The organism is Paenibacillus sp. FSL H8-0280, assembly GCF_045040665.1.
In the GTDB taxonomy this organism is placed as follows: domain Bacteria; phylum Bacillota; class Bacilli; order Paenibacillales; family Paenibacillaceae; genus Paenibacillus; species Paenibacillus xylanexedens_A.
The window spans coordinates 5,281,862-5,301,800 of record NZ_CP150296.1 but is presented as its reverse complement, the minus strand read 5'-3'; the positions used below and the strand labels follow the sequence as shown (position 1 = coordinate 5,301,800).

General features: G+C 44.9%; 20 protein-coding genes. 15 read left to right on the top strand and 5 right to left on the bottom strand.

The genetic code is table 11. The annotated features are described in order from the left end of the window. The first annotated feature begins 11 nt into the window (after positions 1 to 11). Positions 12 to 374, top strand: coding sequence for an HIRAN domain-containing protein (locus MHI12_RS23105; RefSeq protein WP_341008561.1), 363 nt, complete (start codon positions 12 to 14; stop codon positions 372 to 374). A gap of 20 nt (positions 375 to 394) precedes the next feature. Here MHI12_RS23105 and MHI12_RS23100 read toward each other — a convergent pair whose 3' ends face one another. Further along, a complete protein-coding gene (locus tag MHI12_RS23100) occupies positions 395 to 1,498 on the bottom strand; it encodes a glycosyltransferase family 4 protein (RefSeq protein ID WP_405170452.1) in 1,104 nt (367 codons plus the stop codon). Between the two features lie 215 nt (positions 1,499 to 1,713). Here MHI12_RS23100 and MHI12_RS23095 point away from each other — a divergent pair, with 215 nt between their 5' ends. The 7 genes from MHI12_RS23095 (at position 1,714) to msrA (ending at position 8,605) form a co-directional block, all read left to right on the top strand. Beyond that, positions 1,714 to 2,025: a DUF3817 domain-containing protein gene (locus MHI12_RS23095; RefSeq protein ID WP_036617062.1), complete on the top strand. Its 312-nt coding sequence runs from the start codon at positions 1,714 to 1,716 to the stop codon at positions 2,023 to 2,025. A gap of 277 nt (positions 2,026 to 2,302) precedes the next feature. Further along, positions 2,303 to 3,121, top strand: a complete 819-nt coding sequence (locus MHI12_RS23090) for a TerC family protein (protein ID WP_036617064.1) — start codon at positions 2,303 to 2,305, stop codon at positions 3,119 to 3,121. A gap of 578 nt (positions 3,122 to 3,699) precedes the next feature. Further along, complete coding sequence (tnpA, locus tag MHI12_RS23085; RefSeq protein ID WP_307536646.1) at positions 3,700 to 4,173, top strand: IS200/IS605 family transposase; 474 nt, start codon at positions 3,700 to 3,702, stop codon at positions 4,171 to 4,173. Positions 4,174 to 4,380: 207 nt separating this feature from the next. After that, positions 4,381 to 5,844: an RtcB family protein gene (locus tag MHI12_RS23080; protein WP_341008559.1), complete on the top strand. Its 1,464-nt coding sequence runs from the start codon at positions 4,381 to 4,383 to the stop codon at positions 5,842 to 5,844. Further along, positions 5,844 to 7,148, top strand: a complete 1,305-nt coding sequence (locus tag MHI12_RS23075) for an AAA family ATPase (protein WP_340018226.1) — start codon at positions 5,844 to 5,846, stop codon at positions 7,146 to 7,148. The genes MHI12_RS23080 and MHI12_RS23075 overlap by 1 nt, the downstream gene beginning before the upstream one ends. Positions 7,149 to 7,457: 309 nt before the next feature. Then, positions 7,458 to 7,715: a GlsB/YeaQ/YmgE family stress response membrane protein gene (locus tag MHI12_RS23070; protein WP_017686880.1), complete on the top strand. Its 258-nt coding sequence runs from the start codon at positions 7,458 to 7,460 to the stop codon at positions 7,713 to 7,715. A 374-nt stretch (positions 7,716 to 8,089) separates the two neighbouring features. Further along, positions 8,090 to 8,605 (top strand): peptide-methionine (S)-S-oxide reductase MsrA, encoded by a 516-nt coding sequence (msrA, locus tag MHI12_RS23065; protein ID WP_405170451.1) that lies wholly within the window; start codon positions 8,090 to 8,092, stop codon positions 8,603 to 8,605. 77 nt (positions 8,606 to 8,682) lie between these two features. On the opposite strand, the gene MHI12_RS23060 is transcribed toward msrA, so the two are convergent. Then, a complete protein-coding gene (locus MHI12_RS23060) occupies positions 8,683 to 9,954 on the bottom strand; it encodes a hypothetical protein (RefSeq protein WP_405170450.1) in 1,272 nt (423 codons plus the stop codon). Positions 9,955 to 10,216: 262 nt separating this feature from the next. Here MHI12_RS23060 and MHI12_RS23055 point away from each other — a divergent pair, with 262 nt between their 5' ends. Continuing rightward, complete coding sequence (locus MHI12_RS23055; protein ID WP_405170449.1) at positions 10,217 to 10,813, top strand: restriction endonuclease; 597 nt, start codon at positions 10,217 to 10,219, stop codon at positions 10,811 to 10,813. A 209-nt stretch (positions 10,814 to 11,022) separates the two neighbouring features. Here the strand turns inward: MHI12_RS23055 and MHI12_RS23050 are convergent, their stop codons facing one another. Then, on the bottom strand, positions 11,023 to 11,490 hold the full coding sequence (locus MHI12_RS23050; protein ID WP_405170448.1) for a MerR family transcriptional regulator: 468 nt from the start codon (positions 11,488 to 11,490) through the stop codon (positions 11,023 to 11,025). A gap of 225 nt (positions 11,491 to 11,715) precedes the next feature. On the opposite strand from MHI12_RS23050, the gene MHI12_RS23045 reads away from it, so the two are divergent. From MHI12_RS23045 to MHI12_RS23035, 3 genes are all read left to right on the top strand, one after another. Further along, positions 11,716 to 12,834, top strand: coding sequence for an NADH-dependent flavin oxidoreductase (locus MHI12_RS23045; RefSeq protein ID WP_340018219.1), 1,119 nt, complete (start codon positions 11,716 to 11,718; stop codon positions 12,832 to 12,834). 163 nt (positions 12,835 to 12,997) lie between these two features. Continuing rightward, complete coding sequence (locus MHI12_RS23040; protein ID WP_340018217.1) at positions 12,998 to 13,225, top strand: hypothetical protein; 228 nt, start codon at positions 12,998 to 13,000, stop codon at positions 13,223 to 13,225. Positions 13,226 to 13,274: 49 nt separating this feature from the next. Next, positions 13,275 to 14,522 carry a DNA glycosylase AlkZ-like family protein gene (locus tag MHI12_RS23035; RefSeq protein WP_405170447.1) on the top strand — a complete coding sequence of 416 codons (1,248 nt, stop codon included), beginning with the start codon at positions 13,275 to 13,277 and terminating at the stop codon, positions 14,520 to 14,522. A gap of 196 nt (positions 14,523 to 14,718) precedes the next feature. On the opposite strand, the gene fabV is transcribed toward MHI12_RS23035, so the two are convergent. Continuing rightward, positions 14,719 to 15,912, bottom strand: coding sequence for an enoyl-ACP reductase FabV (gene fabV, locus MHI12_RS23030; RefSeq protein ID WP_341008551.1), 1,194 nt, complete (start codon positions 15,910 to 15,912; stop codon positions 14,719 to 14,721). 203 nt (positions 15,913 to 16,115) lie between these two features. On the opposite strand from fabV, the gene MHI12_RS23025 reads away from it, so the two are divergent. From MHI12_RS23025 to MHI12_RS23015, 3 genes are all read left to right on the top strand, one after another. After that, a complete protein-coding gene (locus MHI12_RS23025) occupies positions 16,116 to 17,396 on the top strand; it encodes an XRE family transcriptional regulator (protein ID WP_405170446.1) in 1,281 nt (426 codons plus the stop codon). A 283-nt stretch (positions 17,397 to 17,679) separates the two neighbouring features. Next, entirely contained in the window at positions 17,680 to 18,096 is a 417-nt protein-coding gene (locus MHI12_RS23020) for a hypothetical protein (protein WP_405170445.1), read from the top strand. A 99-nt stretch (positions 18,097 to 18,195) separates the two neighbouring features. Continuing rightward, a complete protein-coding gene (locus MHI12_RS23015; RefSeq protein WP_405173042.1) occupies positions 18,196 to 18,990 on the top strand; it encodes a hypothetical protein in 795 nt (264 codons plus the stop codon). A 99-nt stretch (positions 18,991 to 19,089) separates the two neighbouring features. Here the strand turns inward: MHI12_RS23015 and MHI12_RS23010 are convergent, their stop codons facing one another. Next, on the bottom strand, positions 19,090 to 19,905 hold the full coding sequence (locus tag MHI12_RS23010) for a class I SAM-dependent methyltransferase (RefSeq protein WP_405170444.1): 816 nt from the start codon (positions 19,903 to 19,905) through the stop codon (positions 19,090 to 19,092). Positions 19,906 to 19,939: the final 34 nt, after the last annotated feature.

Below are 19,939 nucleotides of genomic sequence, written 5' to 3'. Positions count from 1 at the left end.
GAGCAGGTAATATGAGCACCAAATTATTCGCAGCTATGTATGGGATGGACCACTACCATGGAGTACAGGCTTTACATGTGGGGGATACCGTGTATCTCGTCAAAGATCCAGATAATCGTTTGGATCATCAAGCAATTAAGGTTGTTATTCCCCCGATTGGAGCCGTAGGTTATATCGTTAATGATCCACTGGTCGTACCTCATGGATGTTGGACCGGGACGGCATTCTATGATGTATTTCATCAACTAACGTGTGCCAAAGTACGATTCATGATGAGAGATATGGTTATTATGGAGTTAATTGAGATGAGTCATGTTCCTGTTCCGCAGATGGATTCTTTGATTAAGGGATGGCAATTTCGTGAAAAAGCTTGATCATCTTAGCAGAAGAAGGCTCATTTACGGATGAGCCTGGTATAGGTCGCTTCCAGATGCATGGCTGTTCTTGCCCAACTGAAATATGCCCTTGCGCTGTCTCGGCCAGCCTTCCCTAACTTCTCGGCAAAAGTGTGATTGCTTGCAAGTTTGTACAGGTAAGAGGCGAAACGTTGGGGACGCTTATAAGCGGTGACAAGGTATCCATTGATACCTGATTCAATAATCTCACGAATACCTCCGTTATCCGAAGCAATGACGGGTAATCCTGAAGCCATCGCCTCAACATTAACCAGGCCAAAAGCTTCATGTTCTTGAGACGGACAGACCAGACAATCGACTGCCCGATACAACTGATCAATATGCTCATGGTTTATCTGACCACGGAAGGAAACATGGACTTTTTGTTTTTGGGCAAGTTCGCGAAGTTTACGCATGTAATACGGAGGTCCTTTGCCTGCAACAACCAGTTGAACAGGCATCTGTTGCTGAAGGAGGGCAGTTGCACGAATTAATACATCTACACCTTTTCCAGGGATAAGCCTGCCGACATACAGAATGGAGAATGGTTTAGTTACTCCAAATTTTGTACGCAGATGAATCTGTTCTTCGCTGGATTCAACAGGCCTGAAGCGGCTTAAATCTGCACCCAAGGGGACAACACTCATCCGGTGTTTTACCAACGGAAATCTGCGGCCTAACCTTTGTCTCAGGGATTGACTATTGACGGCAATCCAATCGGCTTTTTTCATTAATGTGAGTTTGGAAGGTCCGGGCTGGGCAAACGTTAACGAGTGAAGATAGAGTACAACAGGTGTGCGTGGAAAAGCTCGTTTGATGGTCGCCATACTGCTTGGCCTGTTATCCACTTGAATTACATCAAAGGGTTGTTTGGATAACAAACGTATGACTGCTTTGGTGTACATGACAGGACTCGACGCAGGGACACGTTGAATGGTGATCCCGTCGATCTGTTCTGTGGCGGCGAGGCCTTCCATTTGACGACTTACAATGGTCACCTGATGGCGATGGGCTAGTTCACGAGCGATGCCCAGGATACAGATTTCCACGGAACCATTACCGGGCAAAGGCAATTTCTCGGGTGCAACCATAGCTATTTTCATGATCCGGCTCCTTCTTGTCCGACATCTGTAACAATCTTCGTCATATATCTTATGAGAAGTTGAAGCATTTGGCTCCTGCGAAATGGTAGGTGAGCCAACCATATAAGCGTGCAGGAATAATCTGCTACATGGCATTAAGCGAGATATTCAGCTTTTGTGATATACTGTACGGGAACAATTGAATTCGTTACATGTATAAAAGCAGGAGGAAAATAATGTTACATTCTACGCTGGGGCGCTTCCGGCTAATGTTGTGGTTGCAGGGCATTTCGTACGTGTTGTTACTGTTTGTTGCTTTTCCGTTGAGAGATGCCGGGGTTATGCCGCAGGCTGTCACATGGTTTGGGAATCTGTACGGTTTTTTGTTTTTAATGTATTTGTTATTTATGGTGACTATGTACACCTCACAGAAATGGCGTCTGCGCCGTCCAATTGCTCTGTTCTTTGTTTCTTTCATTCCACTGGGGAATATGATCTACGATGTTGTCGTATTCCGTAAGTTGTATCGTCAGCTAAATAAAGCTTGACTTTATTTAACGTTATGAAATATGATGAGTACAGGTTAAACAACCCGTTCCAACTAAAACTACATATTCCTGTTAAAGGGGAGTAGCTTTTACAGTAAAGTCGTCAATTCGGGATCATATCCCCGGCTTTATTGGCAGCAATTTTGTTGTTAGCGAGACCTTTACCAAGTTTTCATGCTCGGTAAAGGTCTCTTTTTGTGGATATAAAAGGACCTTACCAGTGATGGTAAAGGTCCTTTTTTTTGTACATCATAAGAATATTAAGGAGGAGTCAATTTTGGATGTTTCATTATTATTAGAATATGGGTGGGTGCTTGCTGTCTTAGTGGTCCTTGAAGGATTACTCGCAGCAGATAATGCATTGGTACTCGCAATCATGGTTAAACACTTGCCTGAAGATAAGCGCAAAAAAGCGTTGTTCTATGGTCTGATGGGTGCATTTGTTTTCCGTTTAGGTTCGTTGTTCCTGATCTCTTTCCTCGTCGATGTATGGCAGGTGCAAGCGATCGGTGCCCTGTATCTCCTGTACATTTCGATTAACCATATCGTTAAAAAGATACTGGGTAGTCGCAATAAGACAGATGAAGCAGCTGATTCAACGCCTAAGAAACCGAAAAAACAATCCGGTTTCTGGATGACCGTTTTCAAGGTCGAAGTAGCGGATATCGCATTTGCAGTTGATTCCATTCTGGCTGCTGTTGCTTTGGCCGTGGCGTTGCCACCAAGTGGATTGCCTCCAATTGGCGGACTCGACGGTGGACAGTTTATCGTTATCTTCCTCGGTGGATTCATCGGGCTTGTGATCATGCGTTTTGCAGCCTCATACTTTGTGAAATTGCTTCATTCCCGTCCAGGACTTGAAGTTGCGGCATTTGTAATCGTAGGTTGGGTAGGGGTTAAGCTGGCAGTTATTACACTCGCACACCCTTCATTGGGTGTTCTGGATGAGCATTTCCCGGAAAATAAAATTTGGAAATTCGGATTCTATATTGTACTGATCACCATTGCGGTATGTGGTTGGTTCCTGTCTTCCAAAGTTCCTGAAAAAGAAGACGAAAATCCGGTTGAAGAGTTGGAAAAACAAGCAGGACTGTAATAATCATGTTACGCTAACAACATCATTATTATTTGGAAAACAGGAGATTGTCCTAGGACAATCTCCTGTTTTTGTTTACATATGCAATCTACACCATGGACCAATTTCCAAGAAAAGGGTTGACACATGAATTCTATTCCCCTTAATATAAGACTAACATTAACGAAGGGAGGCCGAGAGACATGATGCTTGGTTATGATTTGATTCAAACAGGGCGCAACGTAGACACAATAGCATATCCGGCTCATCGTTTCATTGGCCTCATACGGTCGACATAGGGTATAGGCATATCGTTTAGCGGTTTTTATAATCGATATGCGTTCTTCGCTTATATTTTAGCGATGGATGACAGACACACAGCATGTTTATGCTGCTCTGTTCTCCGTTATTGTCATTCAGTAGAAGTCATGGGCGATTAGCCTATGGCTTTTTTTAGTTATGGCTTTAGCCAGTTGAGTGCGTGTAACGCGCGAAACAAAAAACCACCCGCTATGCGGGTGGAGGAATCGAGGGTTTGACCACTAAGACCATTCCGATAAAATTGAGATGTTCAGGCTCAAAGAAAGGAATGGTCTTAGATGGCAAACAAGAGCTATAGCCTAGCTCACACAAAGTGGATGTGCAAATACCACATTGTATTCACCCCGAAGTATAGACGGAAAGAAATCTATAATCAAGTGAGAAAAGACTTAATCGAAATTTTTAGACGTCTATGTAAGTACAAGGGAGTAGAAATTATAGAAGGTCATATGATGCCCGATCATGTTCATATGTTGGTAGCGATTCCACCGAAAATAGCTGTCTCCACGTTCATGGGATATCTAAAGGGAAAAAGTTCGCTAATGATATTCGAGAAGCATGCCCAGCTCAAGTATAAATACGGCAATCGAAAGTTTTGGGCAGAAGGGTACTATGTGAGTACAGTGGGTCTAAATGAAGCAACGGTAAGAAAATATATTCGTGAACAAGAAGCACATGATCAAGCGTTAGATAAGCTGAGTGTAAAAGAATACGAAGATCCATTCAGCAGTAATCGGAGCAAAAAGAAGTAAAACCAGTTTAACTGGTGAGTGAAAGTGACAAACAACACTGAGCCTGAACAGCCCTGCTGTCAGGCTAGCGTCTTTAGGCGCAGTTTGGCAACAGGGGGTTATACCCCCAGAGCAAACCACCCGTTGGACGGGTGGTCCTGATTTTATTTTACAGATGAATCAGCAAACCGAATTTGCTGAATGTACAGGAAGGAATAATACACTTTTATGAATACAGAATTTAATTTATTTACTAATCCAAATGAAATCGCAGGTGGCTACCGGCATGAAGTAAAATTGCCTGCAGGCGACCTAACCGTATATGCGGCGCAACAGCTCTTCTCCTCGCTCGATTACAAGGTATTCGAGATGGCAAACAATAATCTGCAAATTCCGGGAATTTCTTATATGAGTTACACACCGGACGTGCATGTCGGTGTAGGTACCTGCATTGGAACGACAGCCGTGTGGGATGCGCAGAGCGGCTACGTATCTCCCTCCATCGTGGGCAGTGACATCGGCTGTGGCATGCGAGTGCATATGACAAACTTGCATAAGGACGAATTGAAAGACATCAAGCTTCGCCGCAAACTCGTCAAGGCCATTGAGAAAGTATTGCCGATGGAGGCGAACCAGCGAGGTCATTACTCGGATATCAGACTGGAGCATATCGTTCGTAAAGGACTGCATGGTTTACCCAAAAAGTATATTCCGGACAGCTATACACCGAAAAAATCAACCTCGATGACACATGTGGAAAGCAGTAAATTCAGTTACGATGAGGATGTGTTAAATCACGTTCCTGATATGACATGGCATCGTTCGCATCGTCAGCTTGGGACACTGGGTGGAGGGAATCATTTTGCCGAGATCCAGGCGATTGAGATCGCTGAAGAGAATCGTGAAATCGCCGAAGCTTGGGGGTTATACGATGGACAGGTCGTGGTCATGATTCATTCCGGCTCTCGTGCATGGGGTGGTTATGTAAGCCAGACAAGTACGTCAGCGATTGCCAAAGTCATGCAGCGGCTTAACCTGGGTACATCCGATCCCAGACTGGTATTTGCTCCACTTGAGCATGCGGAAGGTCGTCATTATGTGAACATGATGTATTCTGCATTGAATTACGCTGTTGTCAATCGGCACCTGATTGCGTATGCTATTCGCGAAGCATTCCGGGATGTGTTTGGCTCCAAATGTGAATTTCGTACCTTATACGATCTGATGCATAACTATGCCTGGGAAGAATCTCACGCAGACCAAGGTTCCGTTTTTGTGCATCGCAAAGGGGCGACACGTGCGTTGCCGGCAGGTCATCCGGACAATCCAAAGCCTTATCTGGCAACAGGGCATCCGGCGCTTATTCCCGGTTCCATGGGAACTGCTTCATATATCATGGTAGGTCAGCCGCAGGGTGCTGATAATTATTATTCAATATGTCATGGTGCGGGTCGAATCCGTTCACGGACGGCAACAAAACGATTGATTAGCGTGGAAGATTTTGCTACGGCACTGGGTGTGGGTACAGAAGATGAGGTCGTGGTAAATCAACGCTCACTTGAATCCATTATTGATGAATCACCTCAGGCTTATAAAAATGTAGATGAAATTATAGACAGTGTTACCGGCGCAGGCCTGGCTCAAGTTGTAGCCAAATGTAAACCGCTTGTAGCGGTAAAGGGAGCGAAATAATGACAATAAACGAACAAAAAACAGATCCAACTCAAGCGATCTATACCTATGACGAACAACATGATACTCGGATTCGAGTGGAAGGGTACGCTATCTATTCAAGGCTGATTCGTGGAATCAGTGAGGCACTTCATCAGCGCTATGGAGTTGAGTACAAGCTTTATGCCAGTTCCGACCCGAACAATGAATACTGGGAGTTACTCCGGGAAGACCTGCAAAATGGCAGTGACGAAGTGGAATTGGTAGCCCGTATATTCGAAGATCTGGAGCTTCAGACCTTGCATTACGACGATGATGGAGATGTGCCTACTTATGGTGTGCATTACTCCATTCGCAATAACGTATTTGCTTATCCGAAATGGGGCGTAGCACTTGTGCGGGTTCCGTTTTTCCGAGAGAACGGGATCTACAGTGAAGACTTTGTCTTTGCCGTCGGTGATGAGGAGATGAAGCAATTTCTGGGAAGTGTCCGGGAACGGGAACGTCAGCAAAATATGAAAAAAGTAACGGTCTACACCGATGCCCGCAATGGCAGCGATCGTCATGTGGAATCCATCACTCGCTCCGTGGGAAGAGAGGATGTTGTTCTTTCGGCACAGATCAAGCAGGATATCTTCCGCTCGCTGGATCAGTTTTTCGAAGCGGATCGTTCTTTTTACAGAGATTATGATATCCCGTACAAACGGGGCATTTTATTGTATGGGCATCCGGGGAATGGTAAGACCACGTTGGTGAAATCCATTGCCGGAAGTATCCCGGGCCCTGCTGCGTATTGGCAGATTACGGAGTATACCAACAGTGAATCGGTGCGTGAAGTGTTCGAGGCTGCCAAGCGGCTCGCACCGATGGTACTGATCATTGAGGACATCGATTCGATGCCGGATGAAGTCCGTTCCTTTTTCCTGAATACATTGGATGGAGCTACGTCGAAGGAAGGCATTTTCTTGATCGGGACAACGAATTATCCGGAGAAAATAGATCCTGGCCTCATGAACCGTGCTGGACGGTTTGACCGGGCTTATGAAATTCCGTTGCCAGATGAAGCGCTGCGCTTGCAATACTTGCGCCAACGAGGCTTCACCGTATTCGCGGGTGAAGAAGGCACGATAGAAGCAGCTCGTTTGACCGACACGTTTTCTCTTGCACAACTAGGTGAGTTGTATGTGAGCGCTGCGCTGGAATGGCATCAGAATGGACAGACAGACATTGTAAAAGTCATTCAGTCGATGCGTGGCGAGCTGGACAAGAGCCACAAACATACTTGGCTGGCGCAGCCAGGTAAGGGCCGTGCAGGCTTTTATTGATCAGACCTAACCCATCCATCCTATAATATGACGCAAATTTATAAATAATCCTACCTCAATTGGTGATACTAACCTTGTCTGCTCTAACATACAATGACTTTCGGGAGGTACATAACGCAGCCCTGAGCTGGTGAGATGCCGGAAAGTAACGCGATCTGTTTCCATACCTGACTAAGGCTTGTTTTGCAGAGAAAGATGCATGGGGACAAAAGGTAATATGCAAAAATTTTTATGCCAATTGTTTAAATGCTTCTGTAGCGGTTAATAGTAGACAGACAACAACAAAAACTTTAATTAGAGGTGAATGATATGGGTTGGTTATGGTCATTAATTATCGGTGGTATCATTGGATGGTTGGCAGGTTTGATCGTTGGTCGTGACATTCCAGGTGGTGTTATCGGTAACATCATTGCTGGTTTTATCGGTGGATGGTTAGGTGGAGTAATCTTGGGCGATATGGGTCCTGAGATGGGCGGATTCTACATTGTACCTGCATTGATTGGTGCGATCGTTCTTGTAGCCATCGTAAGCTTAATCTTCCGTTCGATGGGACGTAGTCGCGGGTAACTTAATCAAGATAATTTCTTGAATTAGTTGTCAGCTAAATGTTTTACCAATGAAGAGGTTGATTGAGAGCCATAACCATGGCTTTCAATCAACCTCTTGTTGTTTTAGAATATATGAAGATATGCGTTAAGCTATCTATATAAATTGGACTAAACATTTACACGAGAACGTAGAGGACAGAAATAACCTGAAGAAGCGGAGCTAAAAGCTTTCTGCAAGAAAGCTGCTTCGAAAGCATACACTCGCCTTTATCACCAGATTTTCTCCTTGTAAAGCCAAATATAAAAAATCTGGGGATAACAGCGATCGGAAGGTTGTGCTGTCATCGGAGTGGTAAGTGTAAAAGGGAGTTTAGATAAGAGGGGATGAACGGAATGGAAAAAGCTACTTTCGCCGGCGGATGTTTCTGGTGCATGGTTACACCGTTTGAAGAACAACCGGGCATTCATGGTATTATATCAGGTTATGCTGGCGGTCACGTCGACAATCCAACATATGAGCAGGTCAAAACCGGGGAGACCGGTCATGTCGAAGTGGTTGAAATTACATTTGATCCAGATGTATTCCCTTATGAACGACTACTGGAGCTGTACTGGCCACAGATTGATCCGACGGATGACGGAGGCCAGTTCCAGGATCGGGGGACACAGTATCGTACGGCGATCTTTGTGCATAATGAACGTCAACGTGAGCTTGCTGAACAGTCCAAACAGGAACTGGCAGCCAGCGGACGATTCAGTCAACCGATTGTTACGGAAATACGTGAGGCAGCTATATTCTATCCGGCTGAAGATTATCATCAGGATTACCACAAGAAAAACGAGAAACATTATGAGGAAGACCGTGCGTTATCCGGACGGGACGAATTTATAGACGAGAATTGGAAATAGGATGATTCTATCCTGCCAATGAATAAGCCGGGAGAGCTCCTTATGGAACTCTCCCGGCTTATTATTAGATCGAGTATTTATTTTGCAGAATTGGACTTCAGTACATATTTGGACAATGTCTCATCGTTCAAGGAATAGATGACATCATCCACATAAGTAGAGACACCTTCTAATGAAGGAACCGAGGCACTGGTCGTGTAGATATGCACGTCTTCCAGCGTCTGTGGATCAAGAATGTATCCTGTTTTGGCAAAATCAAGCTGATACTGACCATCCTGTGTCTGGTCGACATGCATCAATGCAGGCTGTGCGTCCTTGAATGTACGCTCAGTCACTTTGCCTTTCATCGTGTACAGTTCCAGCTTCTGCCCTGTAAAGACTGTATAACCGTTGCCAGCCGTCTGAATGTAGGCATCACCAGCAATGGCACGTCCCCAAGCAAGCTTGCCATCGGTGCCAAAGCCCATCAGTCGGTTCCCGGTGTTCTCAAAATTGGCGCGCATAATGATGGAACCATCGTCGAGAATGGCCAGCGATTCACCGCCGCCATCTCCTAATGTATTTGCATTGGCAGGGAATTGGTAGAAGGACAGACGATTCAACGTACGATCATAGATCTCTACTTTGGGATTCGCAGCTTGCTGCCAGAAGTTGCCTACCTTGGTTTGTTTACTGGCATCCACTACAATTCGACCATGGTCAGACTTAAGCACGTTGCCGTTGATGGTTTTTTCGGTAATCAGCTTGCCCTTTTTGTCATATAACGAGATGGCTGAGCGAACGGAACCATTTGATTGCACGCCCTGACTTGAAGCAACCATCAGCGTATCGTTATCCAATAGAGATATGCTTGCAGGTGAATTCACCGTTTTGACCCAGTTGGTTTTACCGGATGTATTAAATGAGTACAATTTTTTGGTTTTGTCCGAATATTCCATATACACATAAGCTGTACCGTTGCTGGCATATACCGAATCAGAGTAGGTGGTATAAGGACCACTTTTCTCATGGAATATCGTATTCCACTTCAATTGTCCAGTTGTAACATCGAATGCTTGGAGAGAGTCCAGTTGCCAGTCGAGTGTTGTTTTGCTGCTTGTTTTGGTCACGGGCTGGGAGGCATGTACATATACAAGATTTTTGGATGGCACGGCATGAATTCCCTTGATCAGGACATCTTTCTCTGTATTGGCCTCAGATAACATCAGGGAAGATGACGTCCACGCCGGTTTGGGCATGGATTCGGTTGAAGCAGCGGCGTAACCTGTTGTATTCATGGTGAAGAGGAGCATGCCGCTGAGAATGAGGGCAGCCCATGTTTTGGACTTGTGTTTGGTCAATGTATGCAAGTGATAAACCACCTTTCTTCTTCGGTTCAAAATAGAACCGATTGTTGAATTTTACCATTAAAGTCAAGCTGAATTCAACCGAACGCACTGTAACCTTTTATCATTGGTTCATCGAACTTACTTTGTTTGGTGAAGTATAAGGGTTACAGGGAATTCATCTTCTTTCGATGAAGGTGGAAGTCTGATATATTTAGTGCGGTGACAAGCCATAGTAGCGTAAGACGTTGGATAGAACATAGGAAATGAAACAAGGAGAATAGCTATGAACTGGAGTGAAAATGTGACCCTATGGGTCATTGGATGTATCATCATATTGTTGCTGCTGGCCTGGATTATTCGGCGGGTTATCGGGCGCGGGCAGCGGATCCGAAGTGAAGCCAATCCTCGTAAGATCACAATAAAGGACATCGACAAGATGGAGGATGGTTCGGAATTTGAATTATATCTCTATCATTTATTCGAAGAGCTCGGGTACGATGAGGTGCATAAGACAACAAGCAGCCGGGATTTTGGGGCAGATCTGGTGTTTGTTGATAAACTTGGCAGACGAAGTGTGATACAAGCGAAGCGATATGGTGCGAACCATCCCGTAGGGTTGAGTGCTGTGCAGGAGATATATACATCGATGCGTTATTATGAAGCCGACCGGTCGATTGTATTAACGTCCGCTCGTTACACCGAAGCCTGCCGGACGCTTGCAGCGGTTAATGGAGTGAAGCTGCTGGACCGGGAAGACCTGATGGAATTAATTCTGTTATTCAAAGCCAGAAGAGTGGAAGAAGCATTGGAACTGATCGAAGAAGATGACCACGAACCAATCGAGACGTGGCAGTCCCGGCGAAAGCGGCAATCCCGCTAGATAGCATTGTGTTACTGTGCTTTAACGTAGATTTATTTAAAATAATCGAAAGTAGTAATGTAGTCAGGATTAACGTTATAACCGTGGAGGTTCCCTCAAAAAAAACGGATGGCTGGGACAGATGCAGATTTTAAAACAATTATAACCAATCGCTAGGTAATATAGGCAATTGGTTATTTTTCTGGATAGATATTTTGAGCTCCGTTTGTTCATCTGTTGGTTGTAGCATTCCGAATATTTGATTCACCTCCCCGGGTATCGACAATGTTCACCTCAAGGCCGTGACATTTAAAATTGTGGTTAGGATTTTTCCTAACCTCATCTTTTTGAAGTTCATACATAGCTAATTTATAATTTATTTCTTCCATATGTTTCAAACTTTCTTCGATTTTCTGTTGTAATTCAATTTTATGTTTCTTTAACATTTCCTCTCTTTCTAAATAGGTGGAGTTCCCCATCTCATAAGATTCCTTGTAGTCTTTAATTTTAGAAAGTGGCATTCCTGTTTCTTTGAGACAAAGAATAAAAGAAATCCAATCGATTTGTTGTTCGGTATATACTCTATTTCCTTTTTCGTCGCGTGAAATATTCGGTAATATCCCTTGCTCTTCATAAAATCGAAGTGTCTTTGCAGTTATATTATAATTCTCCACCACATATTTCATTGAAAAAAACATCTGATCGCCTCCATAGTTACAGTTACTGTAACTATTATTTTATCACAACAGAAAATTATTAAAAGTAAATCGTCCAAAATTACGTGTCAAATTCCTGCTTCACTTCCCCTTAGGTTAACCTGATATTCTTGAGTAGAACTTGTGGTTGGGATGAATGAGCGTAGGTTACCTTCATCTGTTCCATAAATAAGCACTTAGAAATCAAAATACAAAGGAGAACGTACAATGAGTAAATTTAATAACTTGTTTGAACCTTTTACATTCAATAAAGGGATTACCTTAAAGAATAGAGTGGTTATGTCTCCGATGACGACATGGTCAAGTAATGATGATTACACGATTTCCGATGAGGAAGTTGCATATTATAAAAAAAGAGTGAATGGTGTAGGTTTAGTTATCACGGGCTGTACTCATGTCCTACCCAATGGGATTGGATTTACACATGAATTCGCCGCATATAATGATTCATTTATCCCTAGTCTAAAAAAATTGGCAGATGCTGCTAAGAGTGGAGGAGCTCCAGCAATTCTTCAATTGTTCCATGCTGGAGATAAAGCGATTGCTGAATTAGTTCCTAATGGTGACGTGGTAAGTCCGAGCGGTGTTGCTCTGACTGAAGCAGTATCCCCTAGAGAGCTTACTCATGAAGAAATTCTGGAAATTATTCATGCGTTCGGTGAAACTACAAGACGTGCAATTGAAGCTGGTTTTGACGGTGTTGAACTCCATGGAGCCCACGGTTTTTTACTTCAAAGCTTTTTATCTCCATTCTTCAACAAACGTCAAGACCAATGGGGGGGATCACTGGAAAAACGTCTGAGTTTTCCAATAGCTGTTATTCGAGAGGTGAAAAAAGCTATTGAGAGATATTCGACTAAACCATTTATTTTAGGTTACCGCATTTCCCCAGAGGAACATCAACAAGATGCCCTTAGAATGAAAGATACTTACGCACTGATTGATAAACTGATTGAAGAAAATGTTGATTATGTTCATGGTTCCTTGGTACAAGCCCTTACGTCAAAACCAAAATATAACCAAGATAACAAAAAAACTTATCTTGAGCTGATTGTTGAACATGCCAACAATCGGATTTTTGTAATTGCAGCGGGTTCCTTGGAAAGCCCAGAAGATGTCTCTCAAAGCATGGAGAAAGGACTTTCGTTAGCGGTAATTGGGCGTGTATTAATCTCTGATCCAGAGTGGATTGAAAAAGTTCAACAAGGAAGGGAGGCGGAAATTCAAAACGTGATTAAATCATCTAACGTTAGAGATCTTGTATTGCCAGCGAAACTATGGGGTGTCATACAAAATGCAGGTCCATGGTTTAAAGTTGAACAATAAAGAAGATGAAAGATCAAAAAAGGCCGCTAATAATAGCGGCCTTTTTTGATTTCAAGAACTTTTGTACTAATTTATCCGCTTCAACAAAAAAGCTTCACCTTCACTTGCGTAGCTGCACATGATATATTGAGTGTATATCAACCAAAGGAGTGTGTGATCCATTATGGCACGTACACAAACACAAAAAGCATTACGCAAAGCAGAGCGGTCAGGTCAATGGTGCTCGGAACAGAGCCGAAGAGTTAACGGAGATTATGGTGCGTTATCCCAGCATGTGCGGCTCATGCCTACGAAGCAGGAAAAATTGCAAAAGGTCAAACACAAGAAGCAGATCATCCAGGATGGTGGTGCTTCTTTTTATTTTTTCTATGAGGTGCCGATTGCTGGATAAGTAAGACGATAGAATTTTGTATACTAAATGAAGGGAAGAACCTATACATATGACAACAACGCTGCACATGAATAAAAAAATCGTTCGGCGTTTTTTGCTACAAACGCAAGATTTACTGGGACGTTGGCCCGCAGTTTCCTTACCTTCGGAACCCGAACAGGTTATGAGTCTGATCCGCTCCCTTGGTTGCGTGCAGATCGATCCTGTGGCTGCTGTAACTGGAAACCAGCATTTGGTGCTGGGGGCTCGTGACCCTGGTTATAATGCTGACAGCTTAAATACACTGCTGAGTGATCACAAGGTGTTTGAATATTTTGCAAATGCTGCCTGTGTCATTCCAATGGAAGACTATACTCTCTTTGAACCTGTGCGTGCCCGATTAAGGGAGCGTCTGGCTCCGTCCTTACAAGGTCTGGAGAAGACAGTGCAGCATGTGTTACAACGTTTGAAGGAAGAAGGACCTTTACCTTCCAGAGCCTTTCGTGCTGTTGAACGGGTAAGTGGTTATTGGGACAGTGCAGATGTGCCAAAGACCAAGGATACCACACTTGCTCTGAATCTACTGTTGGACTCCGCTGTGATTCGTGTGGTGGCGCGGCAGGGGAATGAACGTTATTTTCATATTACCGAATCCGGATTGCAACAACAGGGACTTACGATGAAAGAAGACATCGATTTGTTGGCCCAGAGACAGGCTCTGCTGGATAAATACATTCATGCGTATCGTGTCGTAGATGCCCGTGATCCCCGTCTGGGTTGGTTAAAATCTACAGCGGCTGAACGACGCGCCGATATTGCTGCCCGTGTGTCAGATGGGCGAATGATCCCACTTAAGGTGGAGGACGTGGCCACGCCTTATTATATTCGTGCTGAAGATGAGGATTTGCTGCTACACATGGAAAGGGAAGAGCCGCACTATGATCCGTCTGGCCCGGTACGTTTCCTGCCGCCGCTGGACAACCTGTTATGGAGAAGAGAACGTATTGTTGATTTATTTGATTTTCATTATAAATGGGAGATTTATACGCCAGAGGTGAAAAGAACTTACGGTTATTATGCCATGCCTATTCTTCACGGTGATCGGTTGATTGGACGTATGGATCCACGACTTGATCGCAAAACGGGAGTACTTACCGTTCGTTTGTTATCAATGGAAGAGACTGCTCCACCTGTGGAGGAATGGATTACGGATTTTCGGGAGGGGCTTCAATTCTTTGCGTCCATGCATGGAGCACGTTCCATTACTATCGAGAAGACCGTACCGAAAGAGCTGAAAAAGCAGCTTAAATTGATTTGATTAGAGGATACACGAAAGAATGTATGGATACGGGGAATTGGAATTGTTAAGAGGGGGGAGGATCTAAAAAGGATAAAAAAGGAGGAGCCAGAGGGGCCCCTCCTTCTTCATTTGATTTTAATATCATATCTCTAGCATTACATCAGAAGTGCTAACGAAAACAAAAACCTAAGCTCACGTTCACACAAAAACTTCTTTAGTTCACCAGATGAGGCATTTCAACGTTGGGATCAACATCTGCTTCATAATCCACACCATCGGTTTCAAAACCAAACAGCTGGAAGAATTCGCGACGGTAACCTTCCAGATCGGACAGATCGTAGATGTTCTCTGTGGTCAACTCATTCCAGAGCTTCGCCACTTCTTCCTGAACGTCAGCTCTCATCTCCCAATCGTCAATGCGAATGCGACCTTCAGCGTCGGTTGGAACTTCTCCCCCCGCATACAAGCGATCAGCGAACAGACGTTGCAATTGCTCGATGCATCCTTCATGCAAGCCTTTTTCTTTCATGACTTTGTACAATGCTGAGATGTACAGCGGCACGACTGGAATCGCAGAACTGGATTGAGTCACCAGCGCCTTGGCTACAGTTAAGTACGCACGTCCACCTTTGGCACTCAAACGATCATTCAGCTTGTGTGCAGTCGCTTCCAGATGATTCTTGGCTTGACCGATGGAACCATCACGATAAATGGCATGCGTAAGTTCAGGACCGATATAAGAGAAAGCGATAGTTGTTGCATCGTCAGCAAGCACGCCGCCTTGTTGCAGGGCATCCATCCATAGTTCCCAATCGTCTCCACCCATAACAGTTACCGTCTGACGAATTTCCTCTTCGTTTGCCGGTTCAAGGGTAACGGAGCTAATTTCTCCTGTGTGGAAGTTTACCGTTTTGTTCGTGTAGGATTGTCCGATAGGCTTCAGCACAGAGTTAAATACTTCACCCGTGTTCGGATCGGTACGGCGTGCCGAGGCGACGCTATATACGACCAGATCGACTTGACCGAGTTCACTGCGAATCAGTTCAACGGCTTTGTCTCGTGTTTCGTTTGCGAATGCATCACCTGTAACGCTGTACGATTTCAGGCCTGCTTCCTCCGCGGCTTTTTCGAATGCAGCGGAGTTGTACCAGCCTGCAGAAGCTGTACGTTTCTCTGTGGAACTGCTTGGACGATAAATGCCGACTGTATTCGCTCCAGCTCCAAAAGCAGAGACTACGCGTGACGCCAGACCGTATCCAGTGGAAGCACCGATCACGAGCACATTACGCGGTCCTTTCAGCTGAGGCTGGGATTTCACATAATCAATCTGTTCCTGCACTTGCGCAGCGCAGCCTACAGGATGGGAAGTGGTACAAATAAAACCACGTGTTCTTGGTTTAATAATCATTTATTTGCATCCTTTCATATTCAGCTCATGTTTCAGCATTTCGATAAAATGCTCTTACACATACTTTCTTATTGTAAAACAATTACCTCGGAAACGGAAACCGTTTCGTTTGATTTCGCCGGAAGGGTGGCGTTATATCTTTAATTTTGCGATGATGTGAATAGAATGTACTCGCTAGTTAGGATAGAAAGGACAGGGATACCATGCTGAAGGAACGCATTGAACTGCTAAGCAAAAGAAAACAAATCTCCCGTAAAGACCTTGTGGAAGGTCTGGTCACGCAGGCCCACTTTGCCAATATCCTGGCGGATCGTTATCCTCTCCCTGAGGACTTGGCAGAAGCCATCGCCGGGCGTCTTGGGGTATCCCCTTCCTATATTCTAAAGGCTGCGGCTCAGGACGAGGAGACACTCGAACGGGCAGAGGTTATTTTCGAACAAATGTCAGTTCCAGCGTCGGCGATATCCGAAGATATGGTGCATGCACTGGCAGATCGGGATGACACGTTGACAGTAGAGTTGACAACGGCCTTGATGAAGGCGGTCTATTATCAGCAATTAAACGATGCAACGGCTCATGAATATATACATACGTCTTACCTCAATTTTTACCTGGAGAAATACGGTCGTCCAGACGATATTGATCTGCCGCGTCCGTTAGTCAAGGCACTTTTATTCTATAAAATACAATATTATCGCTCCAAAATGGCCTTTGTGGATGTATTAACTCATGCAACCAGGCTCAGTGAGCTGGCGCTTCCCGGCAGTGAATTCTGGCTGTCTGTGCAAAATATCAAGATGGAAGCCTACATCCAGGTCAAACAGTATGAAGAGGCAAAACAGGTATTCGAGCTTACGATGCGTCATGTCTATGATCAGCGGATGTTCCATCGGTTGTCCGGGTTATATGTAGCATATAGTGGGTATTGCTTCGCAATGGGGCTGGTTCAGGAGGCACTCTCGGCATTAACCATGGCGGAGGCAAACCTCGTGTATGCTGGCAACCAGGGAGATCTGGTAACGGCGATTGCCAACAATCGCATTGTCATGTTAACAATGACAGGTGAACTGGATCAGGCACAGACGGAGATTGAACGATTTGAATCGTTATTGCAGCAGGAAACAGAAGAAACACAGCAGGCCATGCAGCCGCTCGTCAGTGTGTATCGATGCGAAGTGGCTCTGGCACGGAAGAACTGGGGCGTGCTCGCGCAGAGTGTAGATCAACTCTTGAAATGTGCAACAACACAGGACCAGCAGATGAGCGCAACCTTCTACCAGAGCCATCTGGCTCTTGCGCATGGAGATCGGGAGGTTTTCATGGAGCGGGCACTTGCGTGTCTGCCTTATTTTGAATCCGCGCAGCATGTCATGCGGCTTGAACCGTTATATGAGGGGATGGCCGTGGTGTCTGAGGATCAGCGTAAATACAAAGAAGCGGCGATGTATTATCGGAAGCTGGTATATTTGTTACGCAAAAAATAGAGTGGAAATCGGCTTAGAAGAGCCTCACTATGGCATGATTTGGTGCATTACCAAAACTCTTGGCACAAAATATGGCCGCCAATCGTGAAATGAAGATCGGATTAGCAGATCTTTTTTTGCGGAATTAGCATCATTCCTTACCAAAGAAACGATAATCCCGTAATTCAATTGCCGGATTTTTCGTTTTTTTTGTATGCCGCCAGAAGGGTATTCAAGGACAAGTCACGGTGTTTATAATTTAACTATAATCATAAATAAAAATAAAACAAATGAGGTGCTTGATATGGGATGGTTCGGTAAAAAGAATAAACAGGAAGATGCGATTGCCAAAGCGGATAAAATGATGAATAAAGGACTCACTGGCATGATGATGAAAGGTTTTGTATCAAAGGAACATCGGGAGGCCATCAACCAAAGTCTGGATTCCGCAAAGCAGGCACAGTTGGCGGCGAGTGGTTCGCTTCCATTAACGGCAACAGCAACGGTGGTGACAATCACCGATACGGGGAAACTGATCAACTTTGATCCGATTGTTGTGCTTGTATTGGATGTGACAGAAACGAATGGCAACCAGTATCAGCGAACATTAGAGACACTGGTGTCCAAAATGCAGATTCCACGAGTAGGCGATCGGGTGGGATTAGGTCAGAATCCAGCGAATCCGTCCGAGCTGATCTACATGGGGCTATTGTCCCTCTAGAAGGTATTTGGTTATAAGACAGTCATAATCTATTTATATAATGCTTATAACAACGGTAATTAGAGATATTAAGAGAAGGATTAAGAGAGGGTGGATCATATGGTAGGTTTCCTGAGATTCATTGGTGTATTAACGGTGCTCGGAGTGGGGTTCTCCCCATTTCTGGCACAGCAGCTGTGGGATGATCCGTTTATGATTATGCAGGCATGGTGGTATACTCCGGCGATCTTTGCCGGGTTTGCACTGATCTTTGTTCCTGCGATTTTGAGCAATATTTTTGGCGTAGGTCGAGTGAAGACAGGTTTACCAGCAGTTGGGGTCATTAAGACTATACAACAGACGGGGACGTATATAAATGAACAGCCTGAGGTTCGATTGGGTCTGACGGTGTCGCGTAAGGGGCGCGAGAAATACGATACCGAGATGAAAGCCGTCATTCCGCTGACCTCCATGGCACAGTTTCAGCCGGGCAGTTTCATTCCGTTAGTGGTCTCCGTAAAGGATGAGCGCAAGGTAGGACTTGATCTGAAGGGGCAATTATCACAGGAGGATATGCAGCAATTGTTGGATGAAAAGATGGTACAGCAAGGGGTATCACCTGAAATGATGGATATTGCAAGAACAGGGGAAAAAGCGATGGCCAAGATCCTTGATGTCACTCCACTTGGGAGTGGAGGCAGTAATAAGATCAAGCTTCAGCTCAAACTCAGCATAACGAAAACGAACGGTGAAACCTTCAATGTGACAACGCAAAAAGAAATTTTGTCATCTGCGCTGCCCCAGGTGCAGCAAGGTCATATCATTAATGTCATCTATTCAAGACAAGACCCAACAAAATTGGTGTTGGCATTGAATGTACAGGAGCGACAATTAAGTGACTTATTCTCTTCTTGAGGATGTAGACAAAAGGAGGTCCTACAGATCATGTTTATGACGTGTAGGACCTACTTTTTCATTTTGGTATGTATGAGAGATACAAGCAACGGACGATTTTCAAACAATACCAAGGCGCATGCGATAAGAAAAGAGTACTTCTCTGGATTCTCCGTCAAATACACGATTAGCCAGCGCTCTGAACTCGTCAGCAGCTGTTAATAGATCATCCGCTCCGAGCTTCAACGCCGTTTGCAGGCCGCCTTGGCTCAGGGCGAGATTGACATATCGATCGGCAGTGAATGTCTCGTGGTGATGAAATACGATTTCCCGGACATATCGGAACAGCCCGGACTGCTGAATCTGCTGCAAATGCCCATCCTTGCTCCATTTGTGTGCCTGACTATCTTGGGGAGCCAGACGGGCTGCTCGTTGATCTGCTTCCTTATTCAGCTGCAGATAGGCTTGTTCTAACTGCCAGTCTAACATTGGCGGCCAGTCGCAATCGTAGGCTGCAAATATGCCCCCTGTACGAAGTACACGTGCAAACTCGCGTAGTGTGGGTTGCGGCTCCATCCAGTGAAACGATTGCGAGCAGGTCAGCACATCCACACTGCCATCTGGTAGTCCGAGGTCGTGAGACAAGCCGGATACAAATCGCAGGTTATCCGGCTTCCCGGCAGCTTCCCACTTGGATTCTGCTACAGACCTCATGTCATCGCTGGGTTCAAAGCCGATGATACGTTCAGCTTCATTAAGCCAGATCCAGGAGGATAAGCCGGTGCCACAGCCAATATCTGCGACCATACGCGGTGTGCTGCCAAGATATGTCGTTAGAATATCCACCACTTCTGTGGGAGCAGCTGGTCGGTTCTGATCGTATAACGTACCAAAACCTTTGAAACGTTCCACATTGTTGCGTCTAATATCTTGCATGGTTAAACCTCCTTCGGTCAGATGGATGACGGAG

What these genes read in the sequence shown, in the direction of transcription:
- MHI12_RS23025 (WP_405170446.1), top strand. Translation starts at nt 16,116, where the DNA reads ATGCTGAAGGAACGCATTGAACTGCTAAGCAAAAGAAAACAAATCTCC.
- MHI12_RS23050 (WP_405170448.1), bottom strand. Translation starts at nt 11,490, where the DNA reads ATGTTTTTTTCAATGAAATATGTGGTGGAGAATTATAATATAACTGCA.
- MHI12_RS23045 (WP_340018219.1), top strand. Translation starts at nt 11,716, where the DNA reads ATGAGTAAATTTAATAACTTGTTTGAACCTTTTACATTCAATAAAGGG.
- msrA (WP_405170451.1), top strand. Translation starts at nt 8,090, where the DNA reads ATGGAAAAAGCTACTTTCGCCGGCGGATGTTTCTGGTGCATGGTTACA.
- MHI12_RS23100 (WP_405170452.1), bottom strand. Translation starts at nt 1,498, where the DNA reads ATGAAAATAGCTATGGTTGCACCCGAGAAATTGCCTTTGCCCGGTAAT.
- MHI12_RS23055 (WP_405170449.1), top strand. Translation starts at nt 10,217, where the DNA reads ATGAACTGGAGTGAAAATGTGACCCTATGGGTCATTGGATGTATCATC.
- MHI12_RS23075 (WP_340018226.1), top strand. Translation starts at nt 5,844, where the DNA reads ATGACAATAAACGAACAAAAAACAGATCCAACTCAAGCGATCTATACC.
- MHI12_RS23020 (WP_405170445.1), top strand. Translation starts at nt 17,680, where the DNA reads ATGGGATGGTTCGGTAAAAAGAATAAACAGGAAGATGCGATTGCCAAA.
- MHI12_RS23035 (WP_405170447.1), top strand. Translation starts at nt 13,275, where the DNA reads ATGACAACAACGCTGCACATGAATAAAAAAATCGTTCGGCGTTTTTTG.
- MHI12_RS23070 (WP_017686880.1), top strand. Translation starts at nt 7,458, where the DNA reads ATGGGTTGGTTATGGTCATTAATTATCGGTGGTATCATTGGATGGTTG.
- tnpA (WP_307536646.1), top strand. Translation starts at nt 3,700, where the DNA reads ATGGCAAACAAGAGCTATAGCCTAGCTCACACAAAGTGGATGTGCAAA.
- fabV (WP_341008551.1), bottom strand. Translation starts at nt 15,912, where the DNA reads ATGATTATTAAACCAAGAACACGTGGTTTTATTTGTACCACTTCCCAT.
- MHI12_RS23010 (WP_405170444.1), bottom strand. Translation starts at nt 19,905, where the DNA reads ATGCAAGATATTAGACGCAACAATGTGGAACGTTTCAAAGGTTTTGGT.
- MHI12_RS23040 (WP_340018217.1), top strand. Translation starts at nt 12,998, where the DNA reads ATGGCACGTACACAAACACAAAAAGCATTACGCAAAGCAGAGCGGTCA.
- MHI12_RS23095 (WP_036617062.1), top strand. Translation starts at nt 1,714, where the DNA reads ATGTTACATTCTACGCTGGGGCGCTTCCGGCTAATGTTGTGGTTGCAG.
- MHI12_RS23015 (WP_405173042.1), top strand. Translation starts at nt 18,196, where the DNA reads ATGGTAGGTTTCCTGAGATTCATTGGTGTATTAACGGTGCTCGGAGTG.
- MHI12_RS23105 (WP_341008561.1), top strand. Translation starts at nt 12, where the DNA reads ATGAGCACCAAATTATTCGCAGCTATGTATGGGATGGACCACTACCAT.
- MHI12_RS23080 (WP_341008559.1), top strand. Translation starts at nt 4,381, where the DNA reads ATGAATACAGAATTTAATTTATTTACTAATCCAAATGAAATCGCAGGT.